The organism is Bradyrhizobium sp. SZCCHNRI2009, from assembly GCF_032485115.1.
Classification (GTDB): domain Bacteria; phylum Pseudomonadota; class Alphaproteobacteria; order Rhizobiales; family Xanthobacteraceae; genus Bradyrhizobium.
Genome location: NZ_JAUEUH010000004.1, coordinates 503,840 through 516,844, shown reverse-complemented (window position 1 = coordinate 516,844; position 13,005 = coordinate 503,840). Strand labels below are relative to the sequence as shown.

The 13,005-nt window shown below is 65.1% G+C and carries 15 protein-coding genes; 1 reads left to right on the top strand and 14 read right to left on the bottom strand.

What is annotated here, in order from left to right; translation table 11 throughout:
• Positions 1 to 15 precede the first annotated feature (15 nt).
• From phnL to phnG, 6 genes are read right to left on the bottom strand one after another with little or no spacing between them, the layout of a single operon-like run.
• Positions 16 to 714, bottom strand: coding sequence for a phosphonate C-P lyase system protein PhnL (gene phnL / locus QX041_RS17670; protein WP_316166106.1), 699 nt, complete (start codon positions 712 to 714; stop codon positions 16 to 18).
• Positions 715 to 733: 19 nt separating this feature from the next.
• Positions 734 to 1,528 (bottom strand): phosphonate C-P lyase system protein PhnK, encoded by a 795-nt coding sequence (phnK, locus tag QX041_RS17665; protein ID WP_315810527.1) that lies wholly within the window; start codon positions 1,526 to 1,528, stop codon positions 734 to 736.
• A complete protein-coding gene (locus tag QX041_RS17660) occupies positions 1,521 to 2,405 on the bottom strand; it encodes an alpha-D-ribose 1-methylphosphonate 5-phosphate C-P-lyase PhnJ (RefSeq protein WP_316166105.1) in 885 nt (294 codons plus the stop codon). The genes phnK and QX041_RS17660 overlap by 8 nt, the downstream gene beginning before the upstream one ends.
• Positions 2,402 to 3,505 (bottom strand): carbon-phosphorus lyase complex subunit PhnI, encoded by a 1,104-nt coding sequence (locus QX041_RS17655; RefSeq protein WP_316166104.1) that lies wholly within the window; start codon positions 3,503 to 3,505, stop codon positions 2,402 to 2,404. Before QX041_RS17655 ends, QX041_RS17660 begins: the two co-directional genes overlap by 4 nt.
• 3 nt (positions 3,506 to 3,508) lie before the next feature.
• The gene (gene phnH, locus QX041_RS17650) at positions 3,509 to 4,120 is read right to left on the bottom strand and encodes a phosphonate C-P lyase system protein PhnH (RefSeq protein ID WP_316166103.1); all 612 of its coding nucleotides are present in this window, start codon (positions 4,118 to 4,120) and stop codon (positions 3,509 to 3,511) included.
• Complete coding sequence (gene phnG / locus QX041_RS17645; protein WP_316166194.1) at positions 4,120 to 4,575, bottom strand: phosphonate C-P lyase system protein PhnG; 456 nt, start codon at positions 4,573 to 4,575, stop codon at positions 4,120 to 4,122. Before phnG ends, phnH begins: the two co-directional genes overlap by 1 nt.
• Before the next feature lie 119 nt (positions 4,576 to 4,694).
• Here phnG and phnF point away from each other — a divergent pair, with 119 nt between their 5' ends.
• On the top strand, positions 4,695 to 5,420 hold the full coding sequence (gene phnF / locus QX041_RS17640) for a phosphonate metabolism transcriptional regulator PhnF (RefSeq protein ID WP_315752880.1): 726 nt from the start codon (positions 4,695 to 4,697) through the stop codon (positions 5,418 to 5,420).
• 35 nt (positions 5,421 to 5,455) lie between these two features.
• Here the strand turns inward: phnF and QX041_RS17635 are convergent, their stop codons facing one another.
• The 8 genes from QX041_RS17635 to phnD all read right to left on the bottom strand — a co-directional run bounded on the left by QX041_RS17635 (position 5,456) and on the right by phnD (position 12,946).
• Positions 5,456 to 6,298 (bottom strand): phosphodiesterase, encoded by an 843-nt coding sequence (locus tag QX041_RS17635; protein ID WP_316166101.1) that lies wholly within the window; start codon positions 6,296 to 6,298, stop codon positions 5,456 to 5,458.
• 7 nt (positions 6,299 to 6,305) lie between these two features.
• On the bottom strand, positions 6,306 to 7,358 hold the full coding sequence (locus tag QX041_RS17630; RefSeq protein ID WP_316166100.1) for an ABC transporter ATP-binding protein: 1,053 nt from the start codon (positions 7,356 to 7,358) through the stop codon (positions 6,306 to 6,308).
• 5 nt (positions 7,359 to 7,363) lie between these two features.
• Entirely contained in the window at positions 7,364 to 8,149 is a 786-nt protein-coding gene (locus QX041_RS17625) for an ABC transporter permease (protein WP_316166099.1), read from the bottom strand.
• Between the two features lie 4 nt (positions 8,150 to 8,153).
• Positions 8,154 to 8,969, bottom strand: a complete 816-nt coding sequence (locus QX041_RS17620; protein WP_316166098.1) for an ABC transporter permease — start codon at positions 8,967 to 8,969, stop codon at positions 8,154 to 8,156.
• Between the two features lie 52 nt (positions 8,970 to 9,021).
• Positions 9,022 to 10,029, bottom strand: coding sequence for an ABC transporter substrate-binding protein (locus tag QX041_RS17615; RefSeq protein ID WP_315752875.1), 1,008 nt, complete (start codon positions 10,027 to 10,029; stop codon positions 9,022 to 9,024).
• 159 nt (positions 10,030 to 10,188) lie between these two features.
• On the bottom strand, positions 10,189 to 11,037 hold the full coding sequence (gene phnE, locus QX041_RS17610; protein WP_315713042.1) for a phosphonate ABC transporter, permease protein PhnE: 849 nt from the start codon (positions 11,035 to 11,037) through the stop codon (positions 10,189 to 10,191).
• Positions 11,034 to 11,918: a phosphonate ABC transporter, permease protein PhnE gene (phnE, locus tag QX041_RS17605; protein ID WP_316166097.1), complete on the bottom strand. Its 885-nt coding sequence runs from the start codon at positions 11,916 to 11,918 to the stop codon at positions 11,034 to 11,036. Before phnE (QX041_RS17605) ends, phnE (QX041_RS17610) begins: the two co-directional genes overlap by 4 nt.
• A gap of 95 nt (positions 11,919 to 12,013) precedes the next feature.
• Positions 12,014 to 12,946 carry a phosphonate ABC transporter substrate-binding protein gene (phnD, locus tag QX041_RS17600; protein ID WP_315713046.1) on the bottom strand — a complete coding sequence of 311 codons (933 nt, stop codon included), beginning with the start codon at positions 12,944 to 12,946 and terminating at the stop codon, positions 12,014 to 12,016.
• Positions 12,947 to 13,005 lie beyond the last annotated feature (59 nt).

Here is a 13,005-nt window from a genome sequence, read left to right as displayed (position 1 = left end):
CTGCAATTTGTCCCTTTACGCCGCCGCGGCGAATGTCATGACGTCGACCATGCGATCCGCAATCTGCGCACGGATATCGTCATCATGCACGATCGCGAGCATCGCCACCCCGTCCTTCTTCTTCGCCGCAATCAGGTCGACCACGACCGCACGGTTCGCCGCATCGAGCGACGCGGTCGGCTCATCGAGCAGCAGCACCGGGACATCGGAGATGAAGCCGCGAGCGATGTTGACCCGCTGCTGCTCGCCGCCCGAGAAGGTCGATGGCGGCAGCGACCACAGCCGCTCGGGAATGTTCAGCCGCCGCAGCAGTCCCCCCGCCCGCACCCTCGCATCGTCGCGCGGCAGGCCGGCCGCGAGCAGCGGCTCGGCAACGACATCGAGCGCAGGGACGCGCGGCACCGCGCGCAGGAACTGACTGACATAACCGATGGTCTGCCGCCTCGCATGGAGGACAAGGCGCGGCTCGGCGCCGGCGAGATCGGTCATCTCGCCGAGGTGCCGGACGCCGATGCGTCCGCCATCGCAACGGTAGTTGCCGAAGATCATCTTCAGGATCGACGACTTGCCGGCACCCGACGGTCCCGACAACACGACGCATTCGCCGGCCTTGACCTGGAACGACACGCCGCGCACCACGGGCAGCGATATGCCGCCCTGCAGATGCATGGTGAAGGTCTTCTCTGCATTCTCGACATCGATCATCACGGTCATCGCATTGGGCCCAATTGCATCATGGCGGCAGGATCGAGGACACGAGGAGCTGTGTGTACGGCTCGCGCGGATCGTCGAGCACCTGGTCGGTGAGGCCGGTCTCGATCACCCGCCCCTCCTTCATGACCATCACACGATGAGACAGCAACCGCGCCACGGCCAGATCGTGGGTCACGACGATGGCGGCGAGGCCGAGCTCGTTGACGAGGCTGCGCATCAGATCGAGCAGGCGCGCCTGCACGGACACGTCGAGTCCTCCGGTCGGCTCATCCATGAACACGAGCCTGGGCTCGGTCACGAGATTGCGCGCGATCTGCAGCCTCTGCCGCATGCCGCCGGAATAGGTCCGCGGCGCATCGTCGATGCGGGCAACGTCGATCTCCACGCGCGCGAGCCAGGACGAGGCGGTCTGCCTGATCCGACCGTAGTGATTCCAGCCGACCGCCATCAGCCGCTCGCCGACATTGGCGCCGGCGGAGACCGCCATGCGCAGGCCTTGCGTCGGGTCCTGATGGACATAGCCCCAATCGGTGCGGAACAGAAAACGGCGCTCCGCCTCGCCAAGGCCGGCAAGATCGCGCAGCACCCCGTCCCGCATCCGATAGGACACGCGGCCCAACGTCGGCGCCAGTTGCGCCGACAGCATCTGCAGGAGTGTCGATTTGCCCGAGCCGGACTCGCCGACGATGGCGAGCACCTCGCCGGGATAGAGCACGAAGGAGACGTCGCGGCAGGCTGCCAACCGGCCGTAGCTCTTCGCAAGCCCTTCCGCGACGAGCAGCGGCTGATCGGATGCGCTGATCATCTCAGCCATGGGCGCTCTCCTTGTGCGGGGCGGCGCTCTGCTCGCCACGATGTCCGGACGCCTGGCGGCCCTCGCAGTAATCGGTGTCGGAGCAGACGAACATGCGGCTGCCCTTGTCGTCGGTCACGATCTCGTCCAGGTAGGAATCCTCCGCGCCGCACAGCGCGCAGGGGGCATCGAACTTGTAGCGCGTGAACGGATGGTCCTCGAAATCCAGCGAGACGACCGGCGTATAGGGCGGAATGGCATAGATTCGCTTCTCGCGTCCCGCACCGAACAATTGCAGCGCCGGGCAATTGTCCATCTTGGGATTGTCGAACTTCGGCGTCGGCGACGGATCCATCACGTAGCGCGCATTGACCTTGACCGGATAGGCGTAGGACGTCGCGATGTGGCCGAAGCGTGCGATGTCCTCATAGAGCTTGACGTGCATCAGGCCATATTCGGCCAGCGCATGCATGCGGCGGGTCTCGGTCTCGCGCGGCTCGAGAAAGCGCAGCGGCTCCGGGATCGGCACCTGATAGACCAGCACCTGCCCCTCGTGAAGCGGCGCCTCGGGAATGCGATGCCGGGTCTGGATCACGCTCGCCTCTTCCGTCGACGTCGTGGTCGCGACGCCCGCGGTCTTGGCGAAGAATTTGCGGATCGAGATCGCATTTGTCGTATCGTCCGATCCCTGATCGATGACCTTGAGCACGTCGTCGGGACCGAGAATGGCGGCGGTGACCTGCACACCGCCGGTGCCCCAGCCATAGGGCATCGGCATCTCGCGGCTCGCGAACGGCACCTGATAGCCGGGAATCGCGATCGCCTTCAGGATGGCGCGACGGATCATCCGCTTGGTCTGCTCGTCGAGATAGGCGAAATTGTAGGTCGGCGCGCTCATTCCGCAGCTTCCTTCAATTCGGGAACGGCATTGGCCTCGGCGAATTCCTGGCGCAGCTTGCGCAGCAGGCCGAGCTCGGACTGGAAGTCGACATAGTGCGGCAGCTTCAGATGCTCGACGAACCCGGTCGCCTGCACGTTGTCGGAGTGCGACATCACGAACTCCTCATCCTGCGCCGGCGCGACCGTATCCTCGCCCAGCTCGCGTGCCCGCAAGGCGCGGTCGACCAGCGCCATCGACATCGTCTTGCGCTCGCTCTGCCCGAAGGCGAGACCGTAACCGCGCGTGAAGCACGGCGGCTCGGTTGCCGATCCCTTGAACTGGTTCACCATCTGGCATTCGGTCAGCTCGATCGATCCGAGCGGCACCGCGAACCCGACCTCCTCGGCCACGAACTCGACCTCGACTTCGCCGAAGCGGATTTCGCCGGCAAAGGGATGGTTGCGGCCGTAGCCGCGCTGGGTCGAGTAGCCGAGCGCGAGCAGAAAGCCCTCATCACCGCGTGCGAGATTCTGCAACCGCAGATCACGATCGGCGGGAAAGCCTAGGGGATCGCGGGTGAGATCGCCGACCGGCGCGCCAACATCGGCTTGCGGCGACGGCTCGATCAGCCCGTCCTGGCCGAGAATATCGGTGACACGTGGCGTCGGCGCATTCGGCGCCTCGGCACGGGCCGGCGGCTCCGGCTCGGCGGCGGCCGCCAACTGCGGATCGAGCAGCCGATGCGTATAGTCGAAGGTCGGCCCGAGCACCTGGCCGCCCGGAATGTCCTTGAAGGTCGACGAGACGCGCCGCTGCACCCGCATCGCACCGGTGTCGACCGGCTCGGTCGCACCGAAGCGCGGCAGGGTCGCGCGGAAGGCACGCACCAGGAAGATCGCCTCGATCAGATCACCGCGTGCCTGCTTGATTGCGAGCGACGCGAGCTCGCGGTCGTACAGCGAGCCCTCGGCCATCACGCGATCGACGGCAAGCCCCAACTGCTCGGAGATCTGCGCCAGCGAAAGTTCGGGCACATCGCGATCACCCCGGCGTTCATGCGCCAGCAGCCGGTGCGCGTTCTCGATGGCGCGCTCGCCACCCTTGACGGCAACATACATGCCTCACTCTCCTGCGGAAACGAGTCGGGTCGTTCGCGAGATGGCGACGATGGACGAGCCATCGACCAGCACCACATCGACACCACGCGGAAACAGCTTCTCATTGATCGACAGCCGCTCGAACAGATCGGCGGGCGCGACCGTTGCACGGAACGATGTCGCCCCGTCGATGCCTGGACCGCGCAGCTTGAACGCCGGCCCCTCGGACAAGCTCGGCACCTGCAGGATCAGCGTCGTCGAGCGATCAGGGTATTCAGCACTGCCGAGCGCGAATGAATTCAGATCAGGCAGCGCTTCGGGGTCCGCCGCCACCGCAAAGCAGGCGAGCGCGGCATCGGCGACGATCGGCGCCCCGGTGTGAAACTTGAGCCAGGCGCCGACCTCGGGCGTGCCGGCGAGCGGCGCATCGAGCCAGATCGGCGTATCGTGATCGAACAAGGTCAACGCGATCGCGGCAGCACCAGGCATCAACGACGACGGCCGGCCGACATCGCCCTCGACCTGCCGCACATTGCCCGGACGCGCCATGGCCTCCATGACGGTACGGAAGGTCGATTGCGCGGACAGGACATTGTCGGCGAAACCAGGCTGCAGATCGGAAGCGGCAGCAGCCATCAGCCTTCTCCTCGCACCATCGTATAGAAATCGACACGCGTGGCCGCAGCCTCCTCCGCTCGATGCTCCCGCGATGCGCGCATCAGCTCCTGCAGCGGCGCGACCACCTGAGTCTCGATCGATCGCGCATGGCTCGACGACTGGATCATCGCGTCACACAGCGCCATCAGACGCGCCTTGCCGGCGTCTCGTCCGAGCACATAGCCGAACCCGACCTCGCCGCTCTCCAGCCGTACCGCGGCGCGCGACACCGTCGCTTCGCCGACATTGAACGGCGCACCATCACCGCCGATCCGGCCCCGCAGCATCACGAGACCATTCTCCGCCGGACGCAGGTCGCGATACTCAGGCAGCGCCAGTCCGTCGAGCCTGGCGCGGATGTCCGCATGCGAGGCATGCGCCAATACCCGCATCGCCGTCCTGCGCCGGTCCTGCATCGCGGTCTCGCCTTCCATCTTCACCCCGAACTTGCTATCGCGAAGTTGTCTATGTTAATAGACAACTTCGTAACGAAGCGCCATGACTGTTTGATGACATGGGCGTGATTTTCAGGTCGTGCAGCGGAGAACCGCAGATGAGCATGCAGGGCGCCGACTCGGGCGTGGCACTGTGGCGCCGGGTGGCCGACGGCATCGAGCGCGACATCGCCGACGGCCGCTTCGCGGCCGGCACCCGCCTGCCCGGCGAGACCGAGATCGCCGAAACCTACCGCGTCAACCGTCATACGGTGCGTCGCGCGCTCGCGACCTTGGCCGAGCGCGGCCTCGTGCGCGCCGAGCGCGGCAGCGGCACTTATGTCGAAGCGCCTCGTCTGTCATATCCCCTGAGATCGCGAACCAGGTTCTCCGAGATCGTGGGCGCCGGCGGGCGCGAGCCGCGCGGACAGTTGATCGCAGCGTCCGAAGAGTCGGCGACGCGCGAACTCGCGCACGCGCTCCGACTGAAGACGGGGGCGCCGCTGGTCCGAATCGAGGCACTGCGTCTTGCCGACAAGACCCCCATCTGCGTCAGCACGTCCTGGCTGTCGTCCGAGCGATTTCCCGAGGCCGGCCACATCTTCGCATCGCTCCGCTCGATGACGGCGCTGCTTGCGCATTACGGCATTCGCGACTATCGCCGCGGCGCGACCAGGATCACGGCGGCCATCGCCGACGCGAGCGACGCCGCACGGCTCGACCTCGCGCTGGGCCGTCCGGTGCTGGTGGTCGACAGCACCGACATCGATGCCGATGGGACGCCGCTGGTCAGCAAGCGCTCGCGCTTCGCGGCGGAGCGCGTGACGTTCGAGGTCGAGAGCTAGACCAGACCCCGCCGCCTCGCTTCGTTCTTGCGCCCTCAGTCGATGAGCGTGCCGTCCTGATTGAAGAACGGATGCGGCCCGTCGAAATCCCCGATCGGCACCTGATGCGTGACGACCGTTCCAAATCCCGGTCCTGGAAACCAGGCATGAAGGTGAAAGGCCGGTGGCTCGATCCGGAAGGATGGCGGACGAAGCTCGGCCAGGTCGAGCGCGACGGCATGGTTCGGTGCCGGGCAGATCGTGCAGGGGATGCCCGCAAACCGGGTCAGCGTCGCGCGATGAACGTGACCGCACCCGATCAGTTGCACCCGCGGATGGCGCGTGAGGACGGCCGCGAGATCGTCGGCGTTGCGCAGGTTCTGCCGGTCCATGTGCCAGATGCCAGTGGCGAACGGCGGGTGGTGCAGAAACAGCAGGGCCGGCCTTTCGCTGGATCCGGACAGCGCGGCGTCGAGCCATTGCAGACTCGCTTCATCGAGCTCGCCATGCGGATGGCCGGGCACGCTGGAATCGAGCAGAAGCAGATCGAGATCGGCCAACTCTACGCACCGGTTCAGCGGACTGGTGGGTTGACCATGCAGAGCGCCCGGAAACGCCGCGCGCATCAGCTCGCGTGAATCGTGATTGCCGGGCACGGCGACGAATGGAGTTTCGAGCTCGGCGAGAAGATCCTTGAGATGATCGTACTCGGCCGGCGACGGCGTATCGACGAGATCGCCCGAGATCACCACCAGATCGAGCTTCGGCTCGAACCGGTTGAGCTCCGTGATGCAACGGGTCAACGCGCGCGCCGTATCGACGCGGCGGTAGGCGAGCCGGCCGGGCGCCTTGATGTGCAGGTCGGATATCTGGGCGATGACGACGGGGCTCTTGGTCATCAGCAGATCAGCCTTTCTCCGGCAACAGCCGAATGGAGTCCGTTGCAATCCGCAGGCCGATCCGCTCTCCCGCAGCGACCCTGATCGAATTCGGCGCGTCCACGGTCAGTGCAATTGAGGCGGCGTCGCGGACGATGATCCGCTGCCGGTCGCCGACAAAGCGGACGCTGTCGACGACGCCAGTCAGACTCGATGCCGCGGCATCGACGATCCCGATCGTTTCCGGCCGAACCATCGCCACCGCCAGGTTACGTGGACCGGGATCGGCGATCGGCTGCCGACCTCCCGGCAGAACGAGCTGGGCTCCGTCGATCGGCGCCTCGATGATGTTGGCCGCGCCGACGAACTCCGCGACGAATCGATCGGCGGGCGAGAAATAGATCTCGCGCGGCGTCCCGATCTGCGCGATGGCGCCCTTGCGCATCACGACGATGCGGTCGCCGAGCTCCATGGCTTCGGCCTGGTCATGCGTGACGTAGATCGCCGTGATGCCGAGCGTGCGCAACAAGCCGTTGAGCTCGCCGCGCAGGCGCTCTCGCAAGGCCGCATCGAGCGCGGTGAGCGGCTCGTCGAGCAGCAGCACGCTCGGCCGTATCGCGACCGCGCGCGCCAGCGCGACGCGCTGGCGCTGGCCGCCCGAGAGCTGATCGATTCGCCGATCTTCGAGGCCGGCGAGGTTGGTCAACGTGACCAGCTCTGCGACCCGCGCGGCGCGCTCCGGCTTGGGCACGCCGCGGATCTTGAGCCCGTAGCCGATATTGTCCGCGACGGTCATGTTGGGGAACAGCGCGTAGGATTGAAACACCATGCCGACATTGCGCTTCTCGATCGGCTGCCTCGTCAGATCCTTGCCGCCGAACAGCACGCGCCCGCCCGCATCGGGTGTTTCGAGCCCGGCCACGATCCGCAGCAGCGTGGTCTTGCCGCAGCCGGACGGCCCCAAAAGCACCAGCGTCTCGCTCTGCGCGATGTCGAGCGTGGCGCGCGCAAGCGCGCAGGTCCCATCGGCAAAGGTCTTGCCGCAATTCTCCACCTTGAGGGCGGCTCCATGCCGGGTCATCGTGCTCACCTCAGGCTTCCTCTCTCGCCGATCCATTGCATGGCCACCAGCAGCGGGATGATCATGACGAAGAAGATCAGCGTGTAGGCGGACGCGACCTCGAGCCGCATCGATGCGTAGCTATCGGCAAGGCCGACCGGCAGTGTCTTGGTCAGCGGCGTATGCAACATCCAGGTCAGGTTGAATTCTCCGAGGGATAGCGTCACCACCATGAGGCTGCCCGCCAGGATCCCCGGCGCGGCATTAGGAACGATGACATCGATGAAGCGGCGCCATGGCGCGGCTCCGACCGATGCGGCACCTTCGTCGAGCGACTTCACGTCGATCGTCGAGAACACCGCCATGACGGACCGCACCATGAATGGCATCGTAAAGTTCACATGGCCGGCGAGGATGAACAGCCATGAGCGGCGGAAGCTTCCCGCCCCGCCATAGGTGAGCAACAGCGCGAGCGCGATGGCGAGCCCGGGAATCGCGAGCGGCAAGGTGATGATTTCCTCGACCAGCCGCGCCAGCCGTCCGCCGCGAACGTACAGCGCATAGGCAGCGGGAACACCGACCACGAGCGTGACCGCCAGCGTGCCCAGCGCGATCAGGATCGATGCCATGATCGTGCCCGCGTAGAGCTCCCAGACCTGGGCCACCCACTGCAGCGTCACGCCGGACTGAATGCCGCGGAAGTAGTTGACGGTCACGCCCGCGGCGATCGAAAGGCCGGCCGGCACGGCCAGGAAGGCGGCGACCAGCAGTGTGAACAGCAGTTGAAGGATGAAGATGGCCCTGTCGCGCACGTGCCTACCCTGCCGCTGCCACCGAGCTGCCGGCGAAGGAGCGCGCCAATGCGAGCATCAGCCAGGTCATCAGGCCAAGGCCGACCGAGAGCGCCGCCGAGGTGGCCAGGTTTCCGGCCAGCGTGAATTCCGTGTAGATCAGCATGGGCAACACGTCGATGTTCGTGGCCAAGGTGAATGCCGTTCCGAACGCGCCCATCGCCGTCGCGAACGCGATCGCGCCGGATGCGATCAGCGCCGGCGTCAGGGCCGGCAGGATCACGTCGCGCAGCACGGCCCAGGGGCCGGCACCGAGCGAGCGCGCGGCCTCCTCCAGCCCCGGGTCCAGCTTCTGCGCGGCAGCCATGATCGTGAGGATCACCCGCGGAATCGAGAAATAGAGATAGCCGAGGAACAGCCCGTAGATCGAATAGGCGAATACGAGCTTGTCGCCGGTGAGCCGGGACGAGACCTCGCCGATCAGCCCCTGACGGCCAGCCAGAAGGATGATCATGAAGCCGACCACAACGCCCGGAAAAGCGAGCGGAAACGTCAGGATCGCAACCAGGATCGCGCGGCCCGGAAACCGGTGACGCTGCAGAAACAGGCCGGCGATCGTCGCGATGATCAGGGTCGCGATCGTGGTGGCCGCCGCCAGCGCCAGCGTGTTGAGGAGAGTCGTGCGGTAGCGCGGTTCGAGAATGATCGCGAGATATTCGGTCAGACCGTGCGGTCCCTCAGCGCCGGTCGCGAGCAGCCTCGCCATCGGCAACAGGAAGAATGCCGCGGTGACGGCTGCCAGGGGCAGCAGGCAGAGCCGGACGAAGGATTTGTGCGACATGTGATCAAGTGCACCTCCGCCGGATCGTCTCCGGCGGAGGCGCGGTGCTCCTTCAGCGGACTTCGGACAGATAGCGATCGACGAAGCCCTTCTGCGCAGCTTCCATATCGCCCCAGTTCACGCTCTTGGCGCGGGCGTAGTCGCTGTCCGGCAGGAACTTGTTCTTCACCGAGTCCGGCAGCTCGATCGGGCGCGCCGGACGCAGATAGGCATTGGTCCAGATCGCCTGGCCCTTGTCGGAGAGCAGATAGTCGATCACCTTCTTCGCCTTGTCCTTGTCGGGCGCGTTCTTCACAAGGCCGACGACATAGGGAAAGACCACCGAGCCTTCGCAGGGAATCACGAACTCGAAATTGCCCTTCTCGGTATATTTCGCGCGGTAGGCGTTGAAGTCGTAGTCGAACAAGATCGGGATCTCGCCCGAGACGACACGCGCATAGGACGTCTGCTTCGGCACGATCGGATCGTTCTTGCGCAGATCCTTGAAGAACGTAAGGGCTGGCTCGAAATTGGCCTGCGAACCGCCGAGCGCGAGGTTGACGGCAACCGCGCCGACATAGCCGACGGCCGCAGAGCTCGGATCGAGGTAGCCCACCATGCCCTTGTAGTCGGGTTTGAGCAGGTCCTTCCAGCAGGCCGGAACGGGCTTGCCGCCGAGCGCGTCCTTGTTCACGAACAGACCGAGCGTGCCGGAGTGGATCGTGGTCCAGTAGCCGTCCGCATCCTTCAGGCCGGCGGGGACCTGATCCCAGTTTGCGGGCTTGTAGGCCTCCAGCGCGTCCTGCGTCTTCGCCTTCATGCCGAAGGTGACGCCGAAATAGCCGATGTCGCCGACCGGATTGCTCTTCTCGGCGAGGATCTGCGCCAGCGCCTGGCCGGAGTTCTTGTTGTCGTGTGGAATGTCGTAGCCGAGATCGGTCTTGATCGCCTTGAGCATCGAGGCCCAGTCGGCCCATTCCGGCGGGCAGTTGTAGCAGATGACGTCCGCGGCTTTGGCCGGCTGCCATGATGCGGCAACACATAGCGCGAGCAGCGCGAGAACGAGGCGAGTAAGCTTCATGAAGACGGACTCCGTATGTCCTGGCATGGCAGCCAGTTCCGGAGCTTCCCCTAAAGGCGGCACATGAAGGATTTGCGACAGTCGGTGCAGCACACACAGCCGGCACTGCATCCTGATCGTTCGTAGGCGAACGATCGCAACCTTCGGATGCCGCGTTGTTCAAGCAATGGCGCGGCGGCCGATGATCGCAAAGCGCAGCTTGCCTGAGATCCAGTCGATCACAGCCACCGCCACGAGGATCATCAGGATCAGGAACGACACCTTCTGCCATTCCAGCACGCGGATCTGCTCCGCCAGCTGCAGCCCGATGCCTCCCGCGCCGACGATGCCGATGATCGTCGCCGAGCGCGTGTTGGATTCGATGAAGTAGAGCACCTGGCCGGCAATCACGGGAAGAACCTGCGGCAGAAGGCCGAAGCGGATCTCATGCAGCGGGCTGCCGCCGGCAGCGCGAACGCCCTCGACCTGCCGCCGGTCGGCGCTCTCCATCGCCTCCGAGAACAGCTTGCCGAGCGCTCCGAAATCCGAGACCGCAATCGCCAGCACTCCGGCGAACGGCCCGAGGCCGACGACATTGATCCAGACCAGCGCCCAGATCAGTGTGTCGACGCCACGAATGGTGTCGAACAGGCGACGCACCGGAAAACGGAAGATCGCCGACGGGATGATATTCCTGGCTGCAAGCAGGCTGACCGGAAGAGCGAACACGGCCGCCAAGGTGGTGCCGAGCACCGCGATCGAGAGCGTCTCGCCGAGCGCCTTGAGATAAATCGGAAGCGATGAGCCGGGATCCGGCGGCAGCATCATCCGCGCGATCCAGCCGAGCTGGCCGAGGCCGGACAGCATCCGCGACGGCGAGAAGTCGAGATCGACCAGACCGAAGACGAAGATCGCCACGGCCAACGCCAGCACGAGCGGCGTTGCAAGGCGTGCGGACAACGGCCGATTGAAGATCTGCGGATAGCGCTCGGCGAGCTGCTTCGGGTCGGGTGAGCCGGAGATACTCATGTGCGGGCCTCCGAGCCGAACAGGCGGCCGCGCAGCCAGCCGGTACCGATGTCGATCAGGAACACGGTGACCACGATCATGACAAGAATGGCGCTGACGTCGGAATAGTAGAACTTGCGGATCGCGACCACGAGCTCCTGGCCGATGCCGCCGGCACCGACGAAGCCCATCACGGACGCCTCGCGCACGTTGATCTCGAACCGCAGCAGCGTGTAGCTGGAGAAGCCGGCGATGACCTGAGGCAGCACGGCAAAGCGCATGCAGGACAGCCAGCTCGCGCCGGTGGCGCGCACGCCCTCGACCGGCTTCATGTCGGCGTTTTCGACGACCTCGGAGAACAGCTTGCCGAGCGCACCGCTCGAATGAAGGGCGATGGCGAGGACGCCCGGGATCGGCCCAAGCCCGAAAGCAATGACGAAGATCAGGGCGAACACGACGCTCGGAACGGTGCGGGCGAATTCCAGGAGCCGGCGCACCGTGAAGCGGATCCACGGCGCGGGCGAGGTGTTCTCGGCGGCGAAGAAGTTGAGACCGAATGCGACGAGCATTCCGGCCATCGTGCCGACGTAGCTGATCAGCAGCGTCTCTGCCAACAGCTTGAGCCACTTCCTGAAGCCCCAGAACCATTCGGGCAGATTGGTCCAGACCCGCTGCCCGTCGTCGAGCGTGAAGATGCGATCGAAGTAGCTGATGAAGTTGCCGAAGTAGGTATAGAACGTCCGCGGATTGACCTCGGCACCGATGGCCGCGGCGAAGAGCACCGCCAGGAATACCATGGCGGACAGGGCAAGACGCAAACGGCGGCGCGAAACGGCCCGCCGATAGGTCTCGTTCAGAGCCGCAAGCTGCTGGCTCGGAAGGATCGAAACGGCAACAGCCATCGGCTTCGTGCTGCTCTTGGTTCGGACGTGCGAGGGATTCTTCAACGGACGAGCCGGGCCCCACGAGACCCGGCTCACCATCGATGGATCGTCGATCAGGACGCCTTCTTGCGCAGGCTGTCGACGAATTTGATCAGGTCGATCGTGCCATCCCAGTCCTTCGTCGTGGCAGGGTGGAAGCCCTTCTTCTGGCCGTCGGAGAGACGGTCGAAGGCGGCCTTGTCCTTGATCGGCGCATCGAAGAAGGCCTTGGCGATCGCCGATTTCAGATCGGCCGGCAGGTCGGTGTTGTAGGCGTAGGGGCCGTTGATGATCGGCGCCGACTTGTGAATGATGCGGAAGTCGTCCTTCTTCATCGGCGAACCGTCAGCGTTCTTCAGCATGCCCTTGGTCAGCATCTGCGCCAGCGTCGAGTCGTTGTCGCTCGTCCATTGGTTGGCCGCGATGTCGACAGTCCCCTGCGACAGGGCCAGCACCGCGTTCTCGTGGCTGCCGGTGAAGACAACCTTGCCAAAATACGTCTCGGCGTCGGTCACGCCCATCTTGTTGAGCTCGAAGCGGGGCACGTTGTTGCCCGACGTTGAGTTCGGATCGACGAGGCCGAGATTCTTGCCCTTGAGGTCTTCGACCTTCCGGTACGGGCTGCTCGCCTTGACGAAGAACACCGAATAGTAGCCGGTGCTGCCGTCGGAGTTGATGTCGTTGGCGAAGGCATCGGTCTTGACCCCGGTGAGCCGGGCGCGGGCGAACGAGGCCGAACCGTAGCTCGCGATGTGGATGTTGCCGGCGCGCTGGCCTTCGATCACGGCCGCATAATCGTTGGCGATGCGCAGCGTCACCTTCACGCCCAGCTCTTTCGAGAGATAGTTCACGAAAGGCGTCCAGCGCTCGGTGACACCCGAGGCGTTCTCTGCCGGGACCACGGCGAAGGTCAGCTCAGGATACTTCGCCTTCCAGTCCTCGGCTGACGCCGAGGCCGTGAAAGCCAGCGCAGCGACGCCCGCCAGAACGATGCGACGATTGATCATAACATGCCCTCTTGTTGCAGTAAGTAACAGGTCTCGCCCCCGCGCCATGCGGAAGCTCG

Coding starts and splice junctions, on each gene's coding strand:
- QX041_RS17660 (WP_316166105.1), bottom strand. CDS start 2,405: ATGAGCGCGCCGACCTACAATTTCGCCTATCTCGACGAGCAGACCAAG.
- phnD (WP_315713046.1), bottom strand. CDS start 12,946: ATGATCAATCGTCGCATCGTTCTGGCGGGCGTCGCTGCGCTGGCTTTC.
- QX041_RS17635 (WP_316166101.1), bottom strand. CDS start 6,298: ATGACCAAGAGCCCCGTCGTCATCGCCCAGATATCCGACCTGCACATC.
- QX041_RS17655 (WP_316166104.1), bottom strand. CDS start 3,505: ATGTATGTTGCCGTCAAGGGTGGCGAGCGCGCCATCGAGAACGCGCAC.
- QX041_RS17615 (WP_315752875.1), bottom strand. CDS start 10,029: ATGAAGCTTACTCGCCTCGTTCTCGCGCTGCTCGCGCTATGTGTTGCC.
- phnH (WP_316166103.1), bottom strand. CDS start 4,120: ATGGCTGCTGCCGCTTCCGATCTGCAGCCTGGTTTCGCCGACAATGTC.
- phnL (WP_316166106.1), bottom strand. CDS start 714: ATGACCGTGATGATCGATGTCGAGAATGCAGAGAAGACCTTCACCATG.
- phnF (WP_315752880.1), top strand. CDS start 4,695: ATGAGCATGCAGGGCGCCGACTCGGGCGTGGCACTGTGGCGCCGGGTG.
- phnE (WP_315713042.1), bottom strand. CDS start 11,037: ATGAGTATCTCCGGCTCACCCGACCCGAAGCAGCTCGCCGAGCGCTAT.
- QX041_RS17630 (WP_316166100.1), bottom strand. CDS start 7,358: ATGACCCGGCATGGAGCCGCCCTCAAGGTGGAGAATTGCGGCAAGACC.
- phnK (WP_315810527.1), bottom strand. CDS start 1,528: ATGGCTGAGATGATCAGCGCATCCGATCAGCCGCTGCTCGTCGCGGAA.
- phnE (WP_316166097.1), bottom strand. CDS start 11,918: ATGGCTGTTGCCGTTTCGATCCTTCCGAGCCAGCAGCTTGCGGCTCTG.
- QX041_RS17620 (WP_316166098.1), bottom strand. CDS start 8,969: ATGTCGCACAAATCCTTCGTCCGGCTCTGCCTGCTGCCCCTGGCAGCC.
- phnG (WP_316166194.1), bottom strand. CDS start 4,575: ATGGAAGGCGAGACCGCGATGCAGGACCGGCGCAGGACGGCGATGCGG.